Source organism: Paraburkholderia acidipaludis NBRC 101816, from assembly GCF_000684975.1.
GTDB classification, from domain to species: Bacteria; Pseudomonadota; Gammaproteobacteria; order Burkholderiales; family Burkholderiaceae; genus Paraburkholderia; species Paraburkholderia acidipaludis.
In genome coordinates this window covers 25,574-47,899 of the sequence record NZ_BAXZ01000021.1, presented here as the reverse complement: position 1 = coordinate 47,899, position 22,326 = coordinate 25,574, and the positions used below count along the sequence as shown (strand labels likewise).

Sequence of the window (22,326 nt, the reverse complement as noted above, 5' to 3'; positions counted from 1 at the left end):
CTCCCGAGTCATAAAGGGCTTGCAAGCGCGTTCGACTCTCTCTATAATTCGCGCCTCGACAGGCTCGTAGCTCAGCTGGTTAGAGCACCACCTTGACATGGTGGGGGTCGTTGGTTCGAGTCCAATCGAGCCTACCAACGAATCGCGCAGTACAGCGAAGCAGCACATCGGCAATGACGCAATCCCTCGCGGGGCTGCGTCATTTTCGTTTGTGCGCGAGGCTTCTTAGGTGTCCTCAATCGGCGCGCACGCGCACGCCGTTCAACTCGCCCACCACGTCGAACAGATGCGGCACGTACTCGTCGCCGTACCCCAGATTCGTCGCGAGCAAATAAAGCTGGCGCGCCGCTTCCGCAACGATGGCGGTCGACGCGTGTTCGCCGGCGAGGCGCGCATACGCGCGCATATCCTTCAACGCATTGCGCAGCGCGAACTGCTGCCCGCTGTCGTCGCCTTCCAGCACATACGGCACGATGCGGTCGAAGGTCCGGCTATGCCCGCCGCTCAGCCGGCACAGGGCCGCGAACTCGCGCAGGTCCACGCCGGCCTTCGCCGCCGTGCCGAACGCCTCGGCCAGCACCGCGGCATTCGCCTGCGCGATGAAGTTGTGAATCAGCTTCGCGCGATAGCCGGAACCGGCCTGCCCGAGATGATGGATGGTCTCCGCGTAGGTTTCGAAAAGCGGCCGCAGCGTCTCCACCACCTCGGTTTCGCCGCCCACGAGCACATTGAGGCGGCCTTCGCGCGCTTCCTTCGGCGTGCGGTTGACCGGTGCGTCGACAAACTGCGCGCCGCGCGCGGCGAGCGCCGTGGCCGCTTCCTCCGCGAACTCGGGGTCGGCGGTCGTGGCGTCGATCACGATCAGCCCCGCATGCGCGCCCGCCAGCAAGCCATGCTCGCGCGTGAGCACGTCGCGCACCTGCGGCGTGCCGGTCACGCTGATCAGCACCACGTCCACGCTGCGCGCCAGTTCCTCGGCCGAAGCGGCCTCGGTCGCGCCGCGCGCGACGAGCGCGTCCACGTTCGTGCGGCTGCGGTGCGCAAGCACCGTCAATGCGAAGCCGCGCTTCAGGATATTGTGCGCAATCGCGTCGCCCATCAGTCCGAGGCCGATCACGCCAACGCGCCGGATACGTTCTGGAATCTCGATCTGGTTCATGGTTCGCAGCGCCGCCGTCACACCGGCAGCTTCCTCTGATAGTTGATAAGCAGTGCGCACAGAATCTGGAAGCCGGCCACCGCGACGAAGAACATCAGGGCCAGGAAGTACGAGCCGGTCTGCTGCACGATATAGCCGATGAAGATCGGCACGAAGATGCCGGCGATATTGCCGACGAAATTCATGATGCCACAGAGCGACCCGGCGCGTTTGCGCGTGGCGAGCATGGCGGGCGTGGCCCAGTTGCAGCCGCCGCACCAGCGCACGAAGAAAAGCGCCACGCAAAGCAGGGCGACGACAACCACCGGCGAACCGGCGTATGCCACCACGCACATCGAGGCCGCCACGGCCGCCGCGCCGATCACCATCATCGTGCGGTAGACGAGATTCGCGCCGGCGCCCGCCATCTTCCAGCGGTCGGCAATCCAGCCTCCGCAGATCTCGCCGATGAAGCCCATCAGGAAGATCAGGAACGTCGCGTTGCCCATCGACTTGAGGTCGAAGCCGTGCGCCTTGTACAGGTAGCTCGGCAACCAGGTCATCAGGCCGTAGAAGATCAGGTTCGTACAGGTGTGGCTCATGCACATGCCCCACACCGAACGGTAGCGCAGGAAGCTCAGCACCGACGATCCCGCCTCGGCCTTCGGCTCGCGATGGTCCTCTTCGGCTAACGCCTCTTCGATGTACGCGACCTCGGCGTCGTTGATGCGAGGATGCTCGCGCGGCGTATTGCGGATGTACCACCACGCCCAGATGCCGCACAGGACCGTGCCGATCCCGGCCACCGCGAAGGCCGCGCGCCACGAGCCGAACCAGCCCATCAGCAGTGCCGTCACGATCGCGCCGACACCCGAGCCGAGCGCCGACCCGCCGTCGATCAGCGAGGCGCCGCGCGTGCGTTCGTTCTGCGTGAGCCACATCGCGTTGAGCTTGCCGCCGGCCGGATAGATCGGCGCTTCGCTCACGCCCAGGCCAAAACGCGTGAGCAGCAGCGTAAACCAGCCGACGCTCAGCGCGGCAATGCCCTGAAAGAAGCCCCAGCCGATCGTCGCCGCCGCGATCACCACACGCGGCTTGAGGCGGTCGGCCAGCATGCCGGACGGCACCTGCATGAAGAGATACGTCCAGAAGAAGGCGCTCAGGATGAGGCCCTGCTTCTCGGGCGTCAGCTGAAACTCCTGCGCGATGCTCGGCATGGCGACCGAAAGCGCGGCCCGGTCGATATAGTTGAGCGACACGAGCATCAGCAGCAAAAGAAAGATCTTCCATCGCGTGCTGGACATGCGGACTGCGGCAACCTGCGTGGCTTCCATTTAGCCTGTCTCCTTCATGGGTACTGCAATGCGTCGTATGCGCCGTTATGCGGCGTCTGTGGCGCGCTGCGGCTTGCCGTCCACGAGCCGGTTGAGGCCCAGCGGGTTGGCCGTGCGCAGCGCGGGCGGCAGCAGCGCTTCGGGCAGATCCTGATAGCTCACGGGCCGCAGAAAGCGCGCGATCGCCAGGCTCCCGACCGAAGTCGTGCGTCCGTCCGAGGTCGCCGGATAAGGTCCGCCATGCACCATCGCATGCCCGACTTCCACGCCGGTGCCGAAACCGTTCGCCAGCACGCGGCCTGCCCGCCGTTCGAGCGCGGGCAGGAACGCGCGCGCGCTTTCGTAATCGGCTTCGTCGACGTGCAGCGCGACCGTCAGTTGTCCTTCCAGACTTTCCACGAGATCGAGCATGCTCTCCGCGGTCGGGCAGCGCACGATCAGCGCCGCCGCGCCGAATACTTCATCCTGCAGATGCGGATCGGCACGGAACGACTCCGCGCTCGTGGCGAACAACGCGGCCTGGCCTCGATTGCCGCCGGCAATCTCGAGCCCGCGCGCCAGCGTCGTCACCTCGCGATGGTCCGCGAGACGCGCCACGCCCGCCTCGTAGGCGGCATGAATGCCGGGCGTGAGCATCGTCGCGGCCTCGGTGCCGGAGAGCGCATTCGATGCGGCCGCAACGAAGCGGCCGAGTCCCGGCCCGTCCACCGCAATGATCAACCCCGGATTCGTGCAGAACTGCCCGGCCCCGAGCGTGAGCGAGGCCGCGAACGCCGTGCCGATCGACTCGGCGCGGGCCTCCAGCGCCGCCGGGAACAGCAGGACCGGATTGATGCTGCTCATCTCGGCATAGACGGGGATCGGCTCCGGCCGCGCGGCGGCAAGATCCATCAACGCGACGCCCGCGCGGCGCGAGCCCGTGAAGCCGACCGCCTTGATGCGCGGGTCCTTCACGAGCGCCTGCCCCACCTCGATGCCCGCATCGAAGAGCAGCGAGAACGTGCCTTCGGGCATGCCGCAGTCCGCCACAGCCCGCTTCACGGCGCCGCCGACCAGCGCGCTCGTGCCGGGATGCGCGGGGTGCGCCTTCACGATCACGGGACAGCCCGCCGCGAGCGCCGAGGCGGTATCGCCGCCCGCCACGGAAAATGCCAGCGGAAAATTGCTCGCGCCGAACACGGCGACCGGCCCCAGCGCAACATGGCACAGACGCAGATCGACACGCGGCAGCGGCTTGCGTTCAGGCTGAGCCGGATCGATGCGCGCGCCGAGCCAGTCACCGGCGCGCACCACCTGCGCGAACATCCGCAGTTGGCCGACGGTACGACCGCGTTCGCCTTCAAGGCGCGGGCGCGGCAGGCCCGTCTCGGTCATGCAGCGTTCGATCAGCGCATCGCCAAGGTCGAGAATGTTCTGCGCTATCGCTTCCAGAAACGCGGCGCGCGCTTCGAGCGTGGTCTCGCGGTACGCGTCGAGCGCGCTCCATGCGAGCGCGCAGGCCGCATCGACATCCGCCGGCGTCGCGCCGCCGAACGCCGGTTCGAGTGCGGCGCCGCTCGCCGCCTCGACGCCGCGAAGCGTGCCGTTCGTGCCGGGCACGGCCCGCTGCCCAATGATCAAATCCGTCGAAATCGACATATCAATGTCCCCAGTGCAAAACGAGTGGATCGAGACGACGCGCGACCCGCAAGAGGCCCTCGCGCGTCGCGGGATGAACCGGCGGGAGCGGACGGCGCAGCGCCGCGGAGCGGATCACGCCGCCCGCCTTCATGAGCTCCTTGCACGCCGCGAGCCCGCATTGGCGGTTCTCGTAGTTGATGAGCGGCAGCCACCGCTGATAGAGTTCGGCCGCGCGTTCGGCGTCGCCGGCCGCGTAGGCGTCGATGATCGTGCGGATGCCGTCGGGGTAGCCGCCCCCCGTCATCGCTCCCGTTGCGCCGGCTTCGAGATCCGCCATCAGCGTGATCGCCTCCTCGCCGTCCCACGGGCCGATCACCGCGTCGCCGCCCAGCTCGATCAGCTCGCGCAGCTTCGCCGCGGCCTGTGCGGTTTCGATCTTGAAGTACGAAACAGGCTCGATCTCGCGCGCCATCTTCGCGAGAAACGCGGCCGAAAGCGGCGTGCCCGCCACCGGCGCGTCCTGGATCATGACGGGAATGTCGATCGCGTCCGAAACTTCCGTGAAGAAGTCGAACACCGCGCGCTCGCTCACGCGGATGGTCGCGCCGTGGTACGGCGGCATGATCATGACCATCGCCGCGCCCGCGTCCTGGGCCGCGCGGCTGCGCGCCGCGCACACGAGCGAGCTGAAATGCGTCGTGGTCACGATCACCGGCACGCGGCCTGCCACGTGGTCGAGCACGGCATGCATGACGGTGTCGCGCTCGGCGTCGGAAAGCGCGAACTGCTCGGAGAAGTTCGCAAGAATGCAAAGGCCGTTGGAGCCCGCGTCGATCATGAAATCGACGCAGCGCTTCTGGCCGTCGAGATCGAGCCGGCCGTCATCGTCGAAGATGGTCGGAACGACGGGGAACACGCCTAGATAGGGCGTCTGGGAAGTAGTCTTCATGATGGATTCGGTTCGTGGTTGCCGGCTGCCGTCAGGTAATCGCGCCAATCTGCCAGGGCACGAATTCATTCTGTCCATAGCCGTGTATCTCGCTGCGCGAACGCTGGCCGGACGCCACGTCGAGCATGAGCTGGAATAGTTCGGCGCCCACTTCCTCGATCGACTTCTCGCCCGCGAGAATCGGCCCGCAGTTCAGGTCCATGTCGTCCTGCTGGCGCTGCCACAGCGCCTCGTTGGTCGCGATCTTGACCGAGGGCGTCGGCGCGCAGCCATACGCGGAGCCGCGTCCCGTCGTGAAGCAGATCAGGTTCGCGCCGCCCGCCACCTGGCCGGTCGCGGAGATCGGGTCATAGCCTGGCGTGTCCATGAACACGAGTCCCTTCGCCGCGACCGGCTGCGCATACTCGTACACGTCGACGAGATTCGTGTGGCCCGCCTTCGCGATGCCGCCCAGCGACTTTTCGAGCACGGTGGTGAGACCGCCCGCCTTGTTGCCCGCCGAGGGATTGTTGTCCATCGCCGCATGGTTGCGCGCGCAATAATCCTCCCACCAGCGAATGCGCTCGACGAGCTTGCCCGCCACTTCGGGGCGCTCGGCACGGCGCGTAAGCAGATGTTCGGCGCCGTAGATTTCCGGCGTTTCGGAGAGAATTGCCGTGCCGCCGTTCGCCACCAGCAGATCGACGGCCGCGCCGAGCGCCGGGTTTGCCGAAATGCCCGAGTAGCCGTCCGAGCCGCCGCACTGCAGGCCGACCACGAGATGCGAAACCGGCGCCGGCTCGCGGCGCACCTCGTTCGCTTGCGCAAGCAGACTCTCGACGCGGTCGATGCCGCGTGCGATCGACTTGACGGTGCCGCCCGCGTCCTGGATGTTGTACGTGCTGAGGCGCCCGGAAGCGACCATGCCCTCAAGATGCTGCTTCTCCACGAGCCGCGTGATCTGGTTGGTCTCGCAACCCAGCCCGATCACGAGCACCGCCGCGAAGTTCGGATGGATCGCGTAGCCGCCCAGCGTGCGCTGCAGGATCGCGAGTCCTTCGCCTTCGGCATCCACCGCGCAGCCCACGCCGTGCGTGAGCGCGACCACGCCGTCCACGTTCGGGTAGGCGGCGAGCGCTTCGGGGTGGATGTCGCGCCGGAAGTGGTCCGCGATCGCGCGCGCGACCGTCGCGGAGCAATTGACCGACGTAAGGATGCCGATGTAATTGCGCGTCGCGACGCGTCCATCCGGACGCACGATGCCCTCGAAGGTCGCGCTCGTCGCGGCATAACGGGTCGGTTTCGCGTCTTCGCAGAAGGCGTAATCACGCTGAAACTCGCCCATCGCGAGATTGTGCGTATGCACATGCTCGCCGGCTGCGATCGGGCGGCTCGCGAAGCCGATGATCTGGCCGTAGCGGCGCACGGGCTGGCCCGGCGCGATCGCGCGAACCGCTACCTTGTGGCCGGCGGGAACGAGGCCCGCCACCGTCACGCCCTCGCCGGGCAGCGTCGTGCCGCCCACGAGCTGGGAGCGGGCGATGACCACGTCGTCGTTGCGGTGCAGCCGGATGATGGGGGAAGTCGGGTTGAGGCGAGCCGTTTCGTCGCTGAGTGTTGCCATTGTGGTGTTCCAGGAAGGCGCGGGGGCGCCGGAGACCGTCTCCAGCCGAGACTATACGGGCCGCCTTTCGCACCTGTATATTGAGAAATTTCCATCTCGTGATCGCTTTTACGACTTAGATGAAAACCCTGGATGCCCTGTTGTCGAGGCTGCGGATCCGCCAGCTGCAGCTGCTGATCGCACTCGACGAATACAAATCGCTGCACAAGGCGGCGGGCGCGATGTCGATGACGCAATCGGCCGCGAGCAAGATGCTGCACGAGCTGGAGTCGATGCTCGACGCGCCGCTCTTCGAGCGTTCGAAAAACGGCATGATCGCGAACCAGTTCGGCCACTGCGTGATCCGCTACGCGCGGCTGTTGACGACCGACCTCAACGCGCTCTGCGAGGACATTTCGGAGATCCGCAGCGGGCGCGGCGGCCGGCTCGCGATCGGCTCGATCATGGGGGCGATTCCCGAGATCGTCGTGCCGGTCATCGACCGGCTGCACGCGAGCCAGCCCAACCTCTCGGTCGAGATCGTCGAGGACACGAGCGCGAAGATGCTGCTGCAGCTCGACGAAGGGCACCTGGACCTCGTGATCGGACGCGCCGCGGTGAGCGATCAGCCTTCGAAGTATCACTACCGCAAGATCGGCGACGAGCCGCTTGCCGTGGTGGTGGGCCATGCGCACCCGCCGTTGCCCGCCGACGTGGGATGGCGCGACCTCGTCGGCCACCGCTGGGTGGTCTACCCGACGCAGATGCCGCTGCGCGCGCTGGTGGAGCGCGAGATGGATCTTGCCGGATTCGCACTGCCGACCAACCCGATTTCGACCGCTTCGACCTTCGTGACGATCACGCTGCTGATGCAGGACTCCGGGCTCGTTTCGGTGTTGCCCGCGGACGTGGCGAACCTGTGCGCGCAGCACGGCATGCTGCGGATTCTGCCGATCGCGCTGCAATCGCAGTCGCAAAGCTTCGGGATCGTCACGCGCAAAGGCGGCGCGCTTTCGCCGCCGGCGGAGCGGTTCATCGAGATGCTGACGGGGCAGGCGGAGGACGCTTAAAGGCCTGCGCCGCCGCCCGCGTCACCGCCCCGGCGCGCAAATGCGAATTGCCGGGGAGGGGCAACTTCAGGCCGTCAGGTCAAGACCTCACGCCAGGGCCGGCGCAGCCAGCATCGGCACTTCGGCGCCAGCCGCTTCGTGCGTCATGACGTGCCTCGCCGCTTCGCTCGTCCTGAACACGGAGACGGCCTCGCGCAGCAACTGGGCCTGCGATTCGAGCGACTGGGCCGAGGCCGCCACCTCTTCCACCAGCGCTGCGTTGCGCTGCGTCACCTCGTCGATCTGCGCGATCGCACGGTTGACCTGCTCGATGCCGTCGCTCTGCTCGTGAGTCGCCGCCTCGATCTCGCGCATGATGTGGTTCACGCGCGCCACGGCGTCGCGCGCCGCGTCCATCGTGCTGCGCGCCTCGGCTACGAGCCGTGCGCCCGAGCCCACCGTCGCCACGGAAGCCGAGATCAGCTCCTTGATCTCCTTGGCCGCCGTGCCCGAACGCTGCGCGAGGCTGCGCACCTCGCTCGCGACCACCGCGAAGCCGCGGCCCTGTTCGCCCGCGCGAGCGGCCTCGACGGCGGCGTTCAGCGCGAGGATGTTGGTCTGGAACGCGATGCCTTCGATGATGCCGGTGATCTCCTCGACCTTCTGCGACGAAGACGAGATCTCGCTCATCGTCGCGTTCACGCGCGCCACCACGTCCGCGCCCCGCGTCACGGTATCGAGCGCGCCCTGAGCCAGGCCGCTCGCCTCCTTGGCGCTCGCCGTGTTCTGGCGCACCGCGCCGGAGAGTTCCTCGAGGCTCGCCGCGGTCTGCTCCAGCGCCGCCGCCTGCTGCGAGGTGCGGTCGGACAGATCGGCATTGCCCGCCGAGATCTGGTTCGCGCCCTGCGAGATTTCCTCGGTGCCGCCGCGCACGCGCGAGACGGTGCCGGTCAAGCCGTCGCGCATCTGCACGAGCGCGCCCAGCAGTTGCCCCATCTCGTTGTTCGAGCGCACGCGCACGTCCACGCTCAGGTCGCCCGCGGCAATGCGCTGAAAATGACGGATCGCCTGGTTGACGGGCTTGATGACGGCCGCCGCCAGCCCCGCGCGCGCCATCAGCCCCAGCGCGAGGCCAACTGCGCCGATCACGCCGAACACGATGAGCGAAAGCCGGAACCGTTGCGCGGCCGTATCGGCATCGTGCTGGCCGCGCGCGACATGCCACTGCTCCAGGGCGTCGATCGCCTTCGCATAGTCGGCATAAAAGGCATCGGCGGTTTCGCCCTGGATCGTGCGAAAGGTATTGAAGTCGTTGTCGACGAGCGCCTTGTACTCCGGCTCCAACGCCTGGTTCACGAGCGCGGCGCGCGCCTTCGCGACAGCCTCGACTAGCTGCGCCTGCTCGGGATCGGCAAAGGGGCCCGCGCTGTAGCGGCGGAACTGTTCGTTCGACTGGGTGAGCACATGCTGCGCGTGGTCGAGCATCCCGTCGGTGGACTTGCCGACGCTGAAGCGCGTCTCATAGCCGGAAAGCTCGAGGCGCACCTGCAGCAGTTTTTCCGAGCTGGTCTTCAGGTCGGACAGCGCCTGCGCGCCCGTGCGCACTTCCGTGAGACTGTCGTTCGTGAGCTTGAGCGCGCCGTAGGCCACGCCGATCACGATCAGCAAAAACACAATGAAGGCGCCGATGACGAGGGTGAGCCCCCCGCGAATAGTGAGGTTCTTTAGCATTGAATAACCCATAGCGTAGTGGCCGCTCTTCACCCGAAGGCGCGGCCCGTTCGGCGTATCGGCATATAGGCCGGACGCCTGCATAGGGGATATCCATGATCCGCGCCCGAACGAGGCGCAAGGGACGTACTGCCGGCGCAACCGGCAGCCGTGCTGGGGACCGTTCGCACGAAAAACGGGCCCCAGATTAACCGGACGTGACGCCGATGTCTCGTCCGGTTCGGTCTTCCTAGATATTGAGACGCGAGACCTTCGTGCCTGCCAGCGAGATATCGCCCATCAGGCCGGCATTGGTCATCACGAAGACTTCGACGGGCGCCGTGGCCGTGGTCGTGTCGACCGCACCGTTCGCCCCGACCTTCACGAGCGCCACGGAAGCGTCGGCGCCCACCGACCAACCATCCGAACTGCGGAACCGGTTGAGCGCATCCTGGGTCATGAAGCAGAAGATGATGGCCTTCGACTGCGCCCCGGCCTGCAGTCCGAACGACCCCGACACGGTGCTGTAGTAGCCCACCGAGGCTTCGCCCACGCGCAGCGCGCCTTCGCCGTACTGCCCGCCGACGATGAAACCCGCCTGCAGCACCGACGGGAACACGAGCACCCCGCGCGATTTGGCGACGAGTTCGTGCGAACCCGGCACCGTGGAGTAAAGCCTGCTCATCGTGCCGCTCACGCTCGAGTCGATCGATGCGCGCTTCGAGGCGTTGTCCGCGGCGGTGGGAGATGACCCTGGCGTGGTGGTACAGCCCGCGAGGGCCAGACCGCCCGAGGCAAGGGCCGCGCCTGCCGTGAGGATGAAATGTCGTCGTTGCATTGTTGTCTCCACGCGAAAGAAAGGGCGGGCACGTGAACAGCAATTCGCGTACCCGCCCAATCAGCATAGAACAACCCGGCGTGCGCGCGGCGTCGCGAGTCACGACCCGACGCCGGCCGACAGTTCATACCCTTGGCGCTCCGCTCACGGCGTGGTGGTTTGCCAGGACGGATCGGGGTCGAACGTTTTGATTGCCGCCGCCGTGCGCGCGCCGTTCGGCCCGAGATTCTTCTGGTAAATCTGGCCGTCCTGATTGACGATAAAGCTCATCACCCCCGTCTTGCCATAGTCGGCCGGCCACGCGATCAGCGCGAAGCCGCCGGCAAGCTGCCCGTTCTCGAGATAGTTGCGCGCGCCGCCGCTCGCATGCGCCCCCTGCGCCGTGAGGATGCGGAAGTGATAGCCGTGATAGCCCTCTTTCGGCACCACCTTCGCGTCGTGCGGCATGGTGGCGGCAAGCGGCCCGAGCGGGCTTTCGGCTTCGCCCGGCTCGACCGGCCAGTAGAGCCCGTCGTGCGTGCCGGGTGTGCTCACGAAGCGTTGCGCGTAGTGCTGCATCTGCGACTGGTATTCCTTCTGAGCATCGACATAGGCAAGCGACGTAAGCATCGCCGCGCGCTCGTTGCGGCCGATGCGGCGCGTGAGTATTTCGCTCGCGCCCTCGCGCGGATCGAAGCTCCAGCCGTGCGCGCCCTGCACGATCGGAATGGGCAGCGTCCAGCCGCTGTCGCCCACCTGGAGGTGCGCACTCGCCTTGCCCGCAACCGGCTTGTCGTCCTGCACGATCTGATGGCCCTTCGCCCATGCGCCGAGGAAGTCGTAGACGTCTTCTTCGCCGATGTTCTGCGTGGGGATGAACTGCTCGAAGTTGGCGCCCATCACGTGCTTGATCGCTTCGTGGTCGTTCGTGGCGAGCGCGCTCTCGAATGCCTCGGCTGCGGCATCGGGCGTGGGATAGACAGCCTGCGCGTGCGCGGCGCCCATGCCGAACGCCAATGCGAGCGCAACGGCAAGCCCGAGTGGGCGGATCGTCGGAAGCTGCGTCCGAAGGCGACTGGCGTCTTGCGGCAGGCGGCGTGCTTGAATACGGATCATCGCTAGACTCCTGTAGATATTCAACGTCGGCCCAGATGGCGTTCACCGCCACCGCCGCCACCCAGCCGGCCGCCCCCGCCACCGCCGCCACCCAGCCGGCCGCCCCCGCCACCGCCTCCACCGAATCCGCCCCGGGCACCGCCGCCCGCCTGGCCGCCGCCGCCCATGCCGCCGCGATTCTGATTCTGGAAGGCGTCGCGGCTTTGCTGGCCGCGCTGCGTGTCGGCGCGCGCGCCGCTGCCGTCGCCCGCCCCGCGCAAGGCGTTGTCGCGGTTCGCGCTCTGGGCGCGGTTGTTGATGTCGTTCTGGCGGTTCGCGTTCTCGCCGCGATTGTTCAGGCCATTGCCGTTTGCGCGGTTCTCGTTTTGTCCGCGATTGTTCATCGCGTTGCCGCCATTCGCGTTCTGTCCGCGGTTGTTGAGCGCATTGCCGCCGTTCGCGCCATTGGCACCGGGCCGGTTGCCGCCATTCTGGATGCCCTGCAGCCGTTCGTTCGCGTTGCCGCCCATGCTCTGGCCGGTGCGGTTCTGGAACGCCTGCGCGGCCTGCTGGCGCGACTGGTCGTAGCCGCGGTACTGGTTGCGCTGCTGGTTCAGATTGTTGCCGTTGAAGTTCTGGTTACGGCGCTCGACGTTCTGGTTGCGGTTCCAGTTCGACGTGGCGTTGTTCGTGTTGATGCGGTTGTTGACGTTGATGTTGTTGTAGCGGTTGACGTTGATGTTCACGTCATGCGCGCCCCAGTTGAAACCGCCCCACAGCGAGTTCGCCACGGCCACGCCCGCGCCGAACGCGAGCCCGGTCATGAAGCCCGTGGCGATGGCATACCCCGGAGGCGGCGGCATGTACACGGGCGGATACGCCGGATAGGGCCACGCGCCGTACACCACGGTGGGGTTATAGGTCGGCACGTAGACAACCTGCGGACTGGCGGGCTCGATCACGATCGTTTGCGTGGTCGAGGTGCTCGAGGCCGGCTGCACGACGACCTTCTGCTGGTCGTTCGACTTCAGGTTGCCCGCCTTCTGCGCCAGCACGCGCATGCGTTGCACCGAGTCCATCACGTCGTTGGGCTGCGCGAGAAAAGCGTTGCCGATCTGCTGGACCCAGTCGGGCTTCGAGTCCATGGTGGCGAGCACCTGCGGAAACGCCACGAGCGACTGCACGCTCGGATCCCACGGCTGGGAAGCCACTGCCTTCACGGCGTCGTCGCCCTTCAGGTTCGGATTGGCCTTCGACCACGCTGCCGCGGCCTGCACGTCCTGCGGAAACGTGGCGGCCATCAGCACCTGGGCGAGCAGTGCGTCGGGATACAGAGCAATGGGCGCGGTGAGCGAATCGAGCTGCTGGTTGGAGAGCCTGGCCGCGTTCTGCGCCAGCGCGGCAGTCGGGCCGGTTGGGCCGACGAAGAGCGGCGCACCCGCGAGGGCGGCACAGATGAGCCAGAGGTGACGCTGGCCGACACCGGACGATTTCACGTTGAGGTCCTCCTGGTGACTTGAGGTGTTATCCAGGCTTTCCGGCAACAGATCGGACCTGCAAAAACACTGCGATCTGAGGCGGACGTTGCGTGTGCTACCGGGAAATTAGGGCCTTGCTCGCATGGTGTCAATCGCTATGCGACGACGCCGCGATCCATCTCATGACATGCATCAATTGCCCACTTCGATTCGCGCTACGAAACAATCCACCTTGCATCGATCATTGCGTCATCGGCTCATTCTCGTTCAGATGAACACGCACGAAACCGATGTGCTCGCGCAGCACGTAGAACGCGTCGGCGTAGGCAAGCGGCATGCGTACCGTGTTCAGCGAACGCTCGATTTCGTCGAGGTCCTCCTTCAGTTGACGCCGCTCCTCCTCGCTCGTGTGCTTGAGCGCATCGCGCTCGATGGCGATGAGGGCGCCATAGTAGCGGTAAATGCGCGAACGCACGCGCCAGCTGTACAGCGCAGGGATCGTGCGCAGCGCCGGAATCACGAGCACCGCGAGCGGCAGCAGGAGCACGAGCAGCCGGTCCGCCACGCTCGCCAGCCAGAACGGCAGCGTGCGGTAGAGAAAGCTCTTGCCGGACTTGTAATAGCGCGTGGCGTCCTCGCTGATGCGGAAGTCGTGCAGCTCGGTGTTCGGGAATTCGCCGGCGCGCTGCAACAGGCCCGGTGCGCCGTTCACCTCGGTCGCCGCCTCGATCAGCAGGTCGGAGACGGCCGGATGCAGCGTGTCGCGCGCCACGATCTCCACCGTCGGCCCGACGAGATGAATGGTTTCGGCCGGCACGCGCCGGCGCAGATCCAGCACGCCCGGCGGCAGTTCGATGTCCTCCAGATACGGAAAGAGCCGGGTGTAGGCCGAAGCCTCGTCGAAGCTCATCACCGAGATGCCCGGTATCGTGAGCAGGCGCAACATCAGCCCGCGCGTGGCCGAGTCGCCGCTCAGCATGGCCGCATCGGCATTGCCGGAGACGAGCTGCGTTGCCGCCTGCAAGCCGTCCAGCGGCAGCAGCGTGGTGTCGCCGCCGGGTTCGATGCCGTTCGCGGCAAGCAGATTGAGCGAGAGGAGCCGCGTGCCGCTGCCCTCGCGCCCGATGGCGATGCGCTTGCCTTCGAGCTGCGAAAGTTGCGTGAGCCCCGAGCCGCGGTAGAACACGACCATCGGCAAATACTCCACGCTGCCGAGCGACATGAGCGAGCTCACGTCCTTGCCGTCGACGACGCCGCCCTGCACGAAGCCCACATCGACGTGCTGCTTCGGATCGAGCAGGCGCGCGAGGTTCTGCACCGAGCCGTCCGACTCGATCACCTTGAGCTTCACGCCGTTGCGCGCGAGGATCGTGCGGTAGGCCTCGGCCATCGCCATGAAGGCGCTGTCACGCGGCCCGGCGCTGATGGTGATGGTACGCGGCGGCGCGGGATTGACGAGCCAGACCACGAGCGCCACCACGACGGCGCAGAAGAACGCCACGGGCAGCGAGGTGAGGGCGAGATCGCGCCACGCATAATGCGTGTGCTCGCGCAGGAGATGCGGCGGCGGCGGTCGATGTCGTTTCATGAGAACCCGGCGGCAAAGCGTCAGACTCCTGTGGCCTGCTCATTTGACGGCAGGCGCCAGGATCTCATGATGCCATTTTCGAGCCAGATCGCAATGCTGGCTGCACGCTTTATGCACGCTTCAGGCGTGCTTACGGATTGAAAGCGGGCCGGAGACGGCTCAAGCCGAGGCGGCTTTCGTCAGCGCAAACAGCTCGGCGCGCAGCGCCTTCGCGCGGTCGCGCTTCACGTAGCGCTCGAATTCGGCCTGAGCGTCCTGCCAGAGCGCATGCGCTTTCTCGTAGCGCCGCAAGCCGCTGGCCGAAAGGCGGTAGACAAGCACGCGCGTATCGTGCTCCGACGCCGCCGACACCACGAGCGCGTCGCGCTGCAACGGCTTGAGCGCGCGCACGAGCGTGGTGCGGTCCATCACGAGGTCGTCCGAGAGTTCGGCGGCCGTTGCATCGGGCCGGCCGGCGAGGCGCGAAAGAATCGTGAACTGCGCAGCCGTGACGCCCGCCTGCGAGAGATGCCGCTCATAAAGCTGCGTGACGAAGCGCGCGGCCTGCCGCAGCGCAAAACAGTTGCATTCTTCGCGAGTCACCCGCTTCGTCATTGCCGTTCACTCCCTGCAGTTCCACACCACGCGGCGCACGGCCATCATACGGCCTCGAGCGCGAGCGCGATACCCTGGCCGCCGCCAATGCACAGCGTCACCACGCCGCGACGGACGCCGTCGCGACGCATCGACCAGGCAAGACGCGTGGTGAGGATCGCCCCCGTGGCGCCGATGGGATGGCCATGCGCGATCGCGCCGCCCTCCACGTTCACGATGTCCTCGGGAATGCCAAGCTGCTTCGCGACCGCGAGCGGCACCGCCGCAAAGGCTTCGTTGATCTCGAAGCGTTCGACGTCCGCGAGCGACCAGCCCGCGCGCCGCAACGCAAGCTGCACGGCCGGCACAGGACCAAGGCCGAAGAGGCCCGGCTCGACCGCCCCCACGCCCCAGGCGGCCAGCTTCACCATCGGCGCGATGCCCTTCGCTTCGGCGTATGCGCGATCGGCCACGAGCATGGCCGAAGCCGCGCTGTTCAGGCCCGGTGCATTGCCCGCCGTGATCGTGCCGTCGGGACGGAACGCGGGACGCAGCTTCGCGAGCACCTCGACCGTCGTATCGGGCCGCGGGGCTTCGTCGACATCGAACACTTCCACGCCCTTCCTGCCCTTGATCTCCACGCCGACGATCTCTTCCCTGAAGCGCCCTGCCGCCTGCGCCGCCGCAAAGCGCTGCTGCGAGCGCGCCGCGAAGCGATCCTGCGCTTCGCGCGTGAGCTGCGCCTTCGTCACGAGGTCTTCGGTGTGCCAGCCCGAATGCTCGCCCGAGAACGCGTCGAGAAGGCCGTCGCGCAGCATGCTGTCGTGGATCTCCGCGTTGCCCATGCGATAGCCCCAGCGGCCGCCGTCGAGCAGATACGGGGCGCGGTCCATGTTCTCCATGCCGCCCGCCAGCGCCACGTCGGCCAAGCCCAGCAGCACTTCCTGCGCGGCGCTCGCCACGGCCTGCGCGCCCGACCCGCACACGCGATTCACCGTGAGCGCGGGCACCGAAACGGGCACGCCGCCGCCGAGCTCCGCCTGGCGTGCCGGGTTCATCTTGTTGCCCGCCTGGACCACGTTGCCCAACACGACCGAGCCGAGTTCGGAGGGATCGAGCTTCGCGCGCGCAAGCGTCTCGCGCACGACCGCCGCGCCCAATGCCGTTGCCGGCACGCCCTTCAGCGCGCCGTTGAATCCGCCAATTGCCGTGCGTACCGGTTCGCACAGTACGATCTCGCGAGTGCTCATCTTCGATCCTCCATCAAACAAAAAACTGCATGCGTCGATTCATTCTATGTATGCATATGCACACATTCAAATGCTTGCGTCGAGGCAAACTTCGTCCGGCATGGCACGCTTTATGTCTCGACGTCACGCTATCGACGCACGCAGGTTGGCGAAAGCGCTTACGCCACGGCCGGGAAATCCAGCGTCGTGTCGTTCACGCGGTTCACGAGATTCGTGAACGTGATCGAAGCGACCGCCAGCGCGATCTCGATGATCTGGCGCTCGGTATAGCCGGCTTCGCGAATCGCGTTCACCTCGTTTTCGGGCACCGTGCCGCGCGTCGTCACGAGAACGCGCACATAGCGCACCAGGGCATCGCGCTTCGCATCGCCCGTGGGCTCGCCCGCGCGGACCTGCTTCATCGCTTCCGGCGAGAGACCGGAGAACTTGCCGGCCAGCGTGTGCGCGGCCACGCAATAATCACAGCCCGCCACTTCGCTCACGGCGAGCTTGATGGCTTCGACTTCCTGCTTCGTGAGCGTGCCCGCGGCAATCACGGCTTCGACGCCGAGGATCGCGCCGAGCGCTTCGGGGCTATGGCTGCCGATGGTGGCGTAGGCGTTCGGCACCTTGCCGACAGCCTTGCGGATCTTCGCGAAGATTTCAGCGGCGGCGCCGGTGGCGGCTTCGGGCTGGATGGCGGTAAGACGGGACATGATCGACTCCTTGAACTCTGGGTGGTTGGGTTTGCGCGGCCATCGGCGATGGCGTGATGCCAGTCTAGTCGCGCAGACCCGCCTTTTTAATGCCACAATGACGCGAATTCATGCCCGATCGTCTCATCCCATTCCTTACGGGGTGCTTACCGCCATGGACCTGCTCAGCCGCCTGCTTACGCTCATGCCCGTCACGGGACGTCTCGACGTGCGCTGCCACTTCGGCATGCCCTGGCGCATCGAGCACCCGGGTGCGCAAGCGCGCGAGATCCCGTATCACGTGCTCCTGAGCGGCCGGGCCATGCTCGAGGACGCGCACGGCGCGCCGGTTGCGATGCGCGCCGGCGACATCGTGCTCTTTCCCACCGGCAGCGCCCACACGCTGCACGACGGCAGCGGCGAGACGCCGGCCGCCACCCAGCGGCACATGCGCAACGGCCTCGCCTTCGAGACCAACGAAGGCGCGAGCGCTCCCGCCGACATCCTGTGCGGCCGCTTCCTGCTGCCCGCCGTGCCGGAACGGCTCCTGCGCGAGAACCTGCCCGCACGGCTCATCGTGCGCAGCGTGCACGACGAAGGCGCGGCGCCCGAGCGTCTCGTGCGCCTGATCGCGCTCATGCGCGACGAGACCCTCGAAGCGGCGGCGGGCAGCGAGTCGCTCGTGAACCATCTCTCGGGCGCGCTCTTCGCGCTCACGCTGCGCTACGCAAGCGAAGCCGACGCGCCGCCGCGCGGACTGCTCGCGCTCGCGCGCAACCCGCGCCTGCAGCCGGCCATCGACGCGATGTTCGACACGCCCGGCAACGACTGGACGCTGCCCGGGCTCGCCGCGCTGTGCCACATGTCGCGGGCCACCTTCGCGCGGCACTTCGACGAGGCCTTCGGCCGCTCGGCCGCGGACGTGCTCACCGAAATCCGCATGACCCTCGCGGGCCGCCTGCTCGCGCAGGGCAGCCAGCCGGTGGCCGAGATAGGCGAAGCGGTGGGCTATCAGTCCGACGCCGCGTTCCAGCGCGTGTTCAAGCGCCATGTGGGCATGACGCCCGCGCAGTGGCGCGCCGCGGCGCGCGAATAGCGTTCGCTTCGTCGGCCGGCGGCGCGGTCCTCGCATCGCACATCACCCGCGCGGCGCATCGGCCGTCTTCGCGATCACCTCGCCGCTCTGGCTCCAGCCGCCGCCCATCGAGCGATACAGCGCCACCGCCGCGAGCGCGTGCTCGCGCTGCGCCTGGTTGAGCAGGTCGGCGTCGGCGAGATAGGTCTGCTGCGCCGTCAGCACGTCGAGGAAGTCGGTCGCGCCGCCCTTGTAGAGCTGGTTCGCGAGCTTGAGCGCCTGCGCCGAGGCCGCCACCGCGTCGGTCAGTTGCTGCGTCTGGGCCGCCGTGCTCACGAGATCCGTGCGGCTGTCCTCCACTTCGCGCAGCGCCTGCAGCATGGCCTGCTGCAGATTCAGTTGCGACTCGCGCATGCGGCTCTCGCTCTGGTCGATGTCGGCCGTGATGCGGCCCGCGTTGAAGATCGGGCTCGTCGCGCCCAGGACCGCGCTGAAGAGGTTGTCGGTGAGCGTCGGCATGCCCAGGTACGAGGCGGCCAACACGCCGTCCGAGAGGTTCAGCGAGAACTTCGGGTAGCGCTCCGCGCGCGCCACGCCCACTTCGGCGGCGCGCTGCTCGACGGTGGCGTAGGCCGCCTGCACGTCGGGACGGCGCAGCAGCGCTTCCGAGGGCAGCAGTCGCGGCGCGCTCGCCGGCGCGGCCGGAATGGGCGCGGGCGTTGCGAGCGCAAGCTGCGCGACGGATTCGGGCGTGCGGCCCGTATAGACGGCGATCAGGTTCAGTTGATGCTCGATGCTCGCCTGGGCGCGCGGAAGGCGCGCCTGCAGTTCGCTCAACTGCGTCTGTGCGCGCGTGACGTCGAGCTGCGTGGAAAGGCCGTATTTCAGCCGATCCTGCGTGAGCGCCAGTGCGCGCTGCCGGATCGATACGTTATCCTGAAGGATCTTCAGTTCCGCCTGAGCCCAGCGCAGATCGACATAGGCCGAGGCCGTATCGGCCGCGAGCGCGAGCCGCACCGCATCCAGCGCGTGCTGCTGGCCCACGAGGTTCGCCTGGGCCGCCAGCAGGTCGAGCCGCTCGCCGCCGAACACGTCGGGCGACCACGAGAGCGCGAGACCCGCGCCCGCCTCTTTCACATAGCCGAGCGGCGGCGGCACGTTCTCGCGCTCGTAGGCGCCCTGTGCCGTGAAGTCCAGTTGCGGCAGCAGCACGGCATGCTTTTGCGTCGTGATCGACTGCGCCTGCTTCACGCGTTCGGCGGCAGCCTGCAGGTCCAGGTTGCCGTGCAGCACCGTGTCGAGCAGCCGGTTCAGCGTCGGGTCGCCGAACTGCCCCCACCACGTTTGCGCATCCACCGCGTCTTGCGGGGTATCGATACGCCACGCGGCGGGCGCCGTGGTGCGGACGGCGGCCGGCAGGTCGGCATGCGTGGCGGGCTGCACCGCGCACGCCGCGAGCACGGCGCTCACGAGCGAGGCAACCAGCGTGCGCGCGACGCGCAGCGGCATGATGTTCAAGGAGGAATCCATGTTGACCTCTATGGCTCAGTGAGCGTCGGGGGGCGGGCCGCCCAGCGTGATCGGCTTCGAGAAGATCACGCTCGCAATGGCGACCACGAAGCACAGGGAAAGCACGAAAAACGTGTCCGAGAACGTGAGCACGAGGGCTTCGCGCAGCACGAGCGCATGCAGGTTCGCGAGGGCCGCCGCACCGGTGTCGAGTGCGTCGCCCGCCACCGACGACCAGTACGACGCCTGCCCCGCGAGCAGCGACTCCACCTGCGGCTGGCCGTGCGTCACGCTTTCGTTCAGCCGCAGATAGTGAAAGTTGAGGCGGTCGTTGAGCATGGTCGCGCTCACGGCAATGCCGATCGCGCCGCCCAGGTTGCGCATCAGATTGAAGAGACCGCTGGCCGACTTGAGCCGCGAGGGCGGCAGCGAACCGAGCGACATCGTCACGATGGGCGGCACGGCGAACTGCTGGCCAATGCCGCGCAGCGCCTGCGGCAGCAGGAACTGCTGCCAGCCCCAGTCGTGCGTGAGCGGCACGTAGAGGTAGCAGCCCAGCCCGAACATGACAAGGCCGAACACCATCAGCACGCGCATGCTGACGTAGCGCGTGGCGAACGCATACACGCCGAGCGCGAGCAACTGGAACACGCCCACCGAGAGCAGCGAAAGACCGATCTGTAGCGAGCTGAAACCGCGCACTTCGGCCAGAAAGAGCGGCGTGAGAAACACGGAGACGAAGATGCCGATGCCGGTCACGAACGAGAGCAGGCTGCCGATGCCGAAGTTGCGCACGGCCAGCGCGCGCAGGTCGACGATGGGGTCTTTCGCGGTCAGCGCGTGCACGAGAAAGAGAAAGCCGCAGATCGCGGAGATCCAGGCGCACGCGACGATCACGTGGTCGCCGAACCAGTTCTTGCGCGGCCCTTCTTCGAGCACGTATTCGAGGCAGCCGAGAAAGCCCGACATCAATGCGATGCCGAGGTAGTCGCCGCGCTTGATGAGCGAGAGATCGGCTTCGTCCACGTGGACGTAACGCGGCACGAGCAGGGCCACGGCGATGCCGGGCACGACGTTCAGATAGAACAGCCAGTGCCACGACCACTGGTCGGTGATCCAGCCGCCGATCACGGGGCCGATGGTGGGCGCGAGCGAGGCGAGCGCGCCGATCGTCGTGGAGGCCACGAGCCGCTGCTTGCCGGGAAAGAGCACGAAGGCGGTCGTGAACACCGTGGGAATCATCGCGGCGCCCAGCGCCCCTTGCAGACCGCGAAAGAGGATCATCGAGTTGATGTCCCAGGCGAGGCCGCACAGCATGCTCGTGATCGTGAAGCCCACCGCCGAAGCGACGAAGAGCCAGCGCGTGGAGAACACCTTCGAGAGCCAGCCCGACATCGGAATCACCATGATTTCGGCGATCAGATAGGCCGTCTGCACCCAGGAGAGTTCGTCCTGGCTCGCGGAAAGACCGCCGCCGATGTCACGCAGCGAGGAGGCGACGATCTGGATGTCGAGCGTCGCCATGAAGAAGCCGATGCACATGAGCGCAAATGCGAACGCGCGCTGCGCCATGGGCTGGAGATGCGGTTCGAGCGGCTTCGCGGGCGCGACGGCGGCGGGCGCGGCGACCGGTGTTTCTACGGGCCGCTCCAGCGTGGCCTCGGTCTGGGGGGCATTCATGTCGCTCCCCCTTTTCAGTGCGCCGACGCCGTCTTCACGGTGTCGTCCAGATGCACTTTCACGGTCGCGGAGAGGCCCGGGCGCAGCACGCCCTCCATGCCCTTCGGCACCTCGAGGCGAATGCGCGCCGGTACGCGCTGCACGATCTTCGTGAAGTTGCCCGTGGCGTTCTCGGGCGGCAGCACGCTGAACGTCGCGCCCGTGGCAGGCGCGAGGCTCTCCACGTAGCCGTGCAGCGTGCCGGTCGCCGCGTCGAGCTCGACGTCGGCGCGGTCGCCCGCGCGCATCTTCTTCAACTGGTCTTCCTTGAAGTTCGCATCCACCCAAAGGTCGGTCGCCGGCACCACGGTCAGGAGCGGCGCGCCCACGTTCGCGAGCAAGCCCACGCGCGCCGTGCGGTTGCCGATGTAGCCGTCCACCGGCGAGCGGATCGTCGTGTACTCGACGTTCAGCGCCGCGAGCCGCTGGTTCGCTTCGGCCGTGGCGACTCGCGCCTTCGCGTCGGCAAGCTGGGCGGCCAGCACTTCCAGCTCGCGCTGCGCCGCCTGCACCGCCGCCCCGCTGCTCGCCACCGTTGCCTGAGCCTTCGCGTAGTCCGCATCGGCGCGCTCGACGAGCTGGTTCGACACCGCGTCGTCCTTCACGAGCTCGCGATAGCGCGTCTCGTCCTCGCCGCTGCGCGTGAGTTCCGCGTTCGAGGCGCGCACCTCCGCCTGATGCTGGTTGATGACCGCTTCCTGCAGCGTCTGGCGCGCCTGCAGCTCGGCCACGGCCGCGTGCGCGCTGTCCACTTCGGCATTGGCCTGCGCGAGCTTCGCGTCGTAGTCGCGCGCGTCGAGGCGGATCAGCACCTGGTTCGCGTGCACGTACTGGTTGTCCTGCACGAGGATGTCGTTCACGAAGCCGCTCACGCGCGGCGCCATCACCGTGACGTTGCCGCCGACGTAGGCGTCGTCGGTCGTCTGCTCGAAGCGCAGCACGAAGAACCAGTAGCCGGCCGCCAGCGCGAGCACCAGCACCACGGCGCCGACGGCCAGCGCCATCCATGGCGGCCGGGCCGACCGGGCGCGCCCGGGGGCCGGCGCGGCCTGACCTGTAACGGGAGTGGAAGGACTCGACATGTCGCTCACCTGTGTATATGCACTTATCAAGACAAAAAAAGCGCCGTTATTCGATTTCAAGCGAACCGGCAACCCAACTGCTGC

At 67.2% G+C, this 22,326-nt stretch carries 18 protein-coding genes and 1 tRNA gene; 3 read left to right on the top strand and 16 right to left on the bottom strand.

Annotated features, from left to right (window positions below; all coding sequences use genetic code 11):
• Positions 1–60: 60 nt before the first annotated feature.
• Positions 61–137 (top strand) — tRNA-Val (locus BAC01S_RS22105).
• A gap of 98 nt (positions 138–235) precedes the next feature.
• Here the strand turns inward: BAC01S_RS22105 and BAC01S_RS22100 are convergent.
• The 5 genes from BAC01S_RS22100 to BAC01S_RS22080 are packed head-to-tail and all read right to left on the bottom strand — an operon-like array spanning position 236 to position 6,644.
• Positions 236–1,159, bottom strand: a complete 924-nt coding sequence (locus BAC01S_RS22100; RefSeq protein WP_043203289.1) for an NAD(P)-dependent oxidoreductase — start codon at positions 1,157–1,159, stop codon at positions 236–238.
• Between the two features lie 17 nt (positions 1,160–1,176).
• Positions 1,177–2,472 carry an MFS transporter gene (locus tag BAC01S_RS22095; protein WP_027796716.1) on the bottom strand — a complete coding sequence of 432 codons (1,296 nt, stop codon included), beginning with the start codon at positions 2,470–2,472 and terminating at the stop codon, positions 1,177–1,179.
• A 45-nt stretch (positions 2,473–2,517) separates the two neighbouring features.
• Positions 2,518–4,110 (bottom strand): aldehyde dehydrogenase (NADP(+)), encoded by a 1,593-nt coding sequence (locus BAC01S_RS22090; protein ID WP_027796715.1) that lies wholly within the window; start codon positions 4,108–4,110, stop codon positions 2,518–2,520.
• A 1-nt stretch (position 4,111) separates the two neighbouring features.
• Positions 4,112–5,041 carry a dihydrodipicolinate synthase family protein gene (locus BAC01S_RS22085; protein ID WP_027796714.1) on the bottom strand — a complete coding sequence of 310 codons (930 nt, stop codon included), beginning with the start codon at positions 5,039–5,041 and terminating at the stop codon, positions 4,112–4,114.
• Between the two features lie 31 nt (positions 5,042–5,072).
• The gene (locus BAC01S_RS22080; RefSeq protein ID WP_027796713.1) at positions 5,073–6,644 is read right to left on the bottom strand and encodes a UxaA family hydrolase; all 1,572 of its coding nucleotides are present in this window, start codon (positions 6,642–6,644) and stop codon (positions 5,073–5,075) included.
• A gap of 119 nt (positions 6,645–6,763) precedes the next feature.
• On the opposite strand from BAC01S_RS22080, the gene BAC01S_RS22075 reads away from it, so the two are divergent.
• On the top strand, positions 6,764–7,693 hold the full coding sequence (locus tag BAC01S_RS22075) for a LysR family transcriptional regulator (protein WP_027796712.1): 930 nt from the start codon (positions 6,764–6,766) through the stop codon (positions 7,691–7,693).
• A gap of 87 nt (positions 7,694–7,780) precedes the next feature.
• Here the strand turns inward: BAC01S_RS22075 and BAC01S_RS32225 are convergent, their stop codons facing one another.
• The 8 genes from BAC01S_RS32225 to BAC01S_RS22035 all read right to left on the bottom strand — a co-directional run bounded on the left by BAC01S_RS32225 (position 7,781) and on the right by BAC01S_RS22035 (position 16,878).
• On the bottom strand, positions 7,781–9,403 hold the full coding sequence (locus BAC01S_RS32225) for a methyl-accepting chemotaxis protein (protein ID WP_043203288.1): 1,623 nt from the start codon (positions 9,401–9,403) through the stop codon (positions 7,781–7,783).
• Positions 9,404–9,632: 229 nt separating this feature from the next.
• Positions 9,633–10,220 (bottom strand): BPSL1445 family SYLF domain-containing lipoprotein, encoded by a 588-nt coding sequence (locus BAC01S_RS22065; RefSeq protein WP_027796711.1) that lies wholly within the window; start codon positions 10,218–10,220, stop codon positions 9,633–9,635.
• 144 nt (positions 10,221–10,364) lie between these two features.
• A complete protein-coding gene (locus tag BAC01S_RS22060) occupies positions 10,365–11,315 on the bottom strand; it encodes a DUF2950 domain-containing protein (protein WP_027796710.1) in 951 nt (316 codons plus the stop codon).
• 20 nt (positions 11,316–11,335) lie between these two features.
• Positions 11,336–12,790, bottom strand: coding sequence for a DUF3300 domain-containing protein (locus BAC01S_RS22055; protein ID WP_027796709.1), 1,455 nt, complete (start codon positions 12,788–12,790; stop codon positions 11,336–11,338).
• 223 nt (positions 12,791–13,013) lie between these two features.
• Positions 13,014–14,360, bottom strand: coding sequence for a TAXI family TRAP transporter solute-binding subunit (locus tag BAC01S_RS22050; RefSeq protein ID WP_027796708.1), 1,347 nt, complete (start codon positions 14,358–14,360; stop codon positions 13,014–13,016).
• 159 nt (positions 14,361–14,519) lie between these two features.
• Complete coding sequence (locus BAC01S_RS22045; protein ID WP_027796707.1) at positions 14,520–14,954, bottom strand: MarR family winged helix-turn-helix transcriptional regulator; 435 nt, start codon at positions 14,952–14,954, stop codon at positions 14,520–14,522.
• 44 nt (positions 14,955–14,998) lie between these two features.
• The gene (locus tag BAC01S_RS22040) at positions 14,999–16,183 is read right to left on the bottom strand and encodes a thiolase family protein (protein ID WP_027796706.1); all 1,185 of its coding nucleotides are present in this window, start codon (positions 16,181–16,183) and stop codon (positions 14,999–15,001) included.
• A 158-nt stretch (positions 16,184–16,341) separates the two neighbouring features.
• Positions 16,342–16,878, bottom strand: a complete 537-nt coding sequence (locus BAC01S_RS22035) for a carboxymuconolactone decarboxylase family protein (RefSeq protein WP_027796705.1) — start codon at positions 16,876–16,878, stop codon at positions 16,342–16,344.
• A 154-nt stretch (positions 16,879–17,032) separates the two neighbouring features.
• Here BAC01S_RS22035 and BAC01S_RS22030 point away from each other — a divergent pair, with 154 nt between their 5' ends.
• Positions 17,033–17,953: a cupin domain-containing protein gene (locus tag BAC01S_RS22030; RefSeq protein WP_027796704.1), complete on the top strand. Its 921-nt coding sequence runs from the start codon at positions 17,033–17,035 to the stop codon at positions 17,951–17,953.
• 42 nt (positions 17,954–17,995) lie between these two features.
• Here BAC01S_RS22030 and BAC01S_RS32220 read toward each other — a convergent pair whose 3' ends face one another.
• From BAC01S_RS32220 to BAC01S_RS22015, 3 genes are all read right to left on the bottom strand, one after another.
• Positions 17,996–19,462, bottom strand: coding sequence for an efflux transporter outer membrane subunit (locus BAC01S_RS32220; RefSeq protein WP_245616650.1), 1,467 nt, complete (start codon positions 19,460–19,462; stop codon positions 17,996–17,998).
• A gap of 15 nt (positions 19,463–19,477) precedes the next feature.
• Entirely contained in the window at positions 19,478–21,013 is a 1,536-nt protein-coding gene (locus BAC01S_RS22020; protein ID WP_043203286.1) for a DHA2 family efflux MFS transporter permease subunit, read from the bottom strand.
• Between the two features lie 122 nt (positions 21,014–21,135).
• Positions 21,136–22,242 carry an HlyD family secretion protein gene (locus tag BAC01S_RS22015; RefSeq protein ID WP_027796702.1) on the bottom strand — a complete coding sequence of 369 codons (1,107 nt, stop codon included), beginning with the start codon at positions 22,240–22,242 and terminating at the stop codon, positions 21,136–21,138.
• Positions 22,243–22,326: the final 84 nt, after the last annotated feature.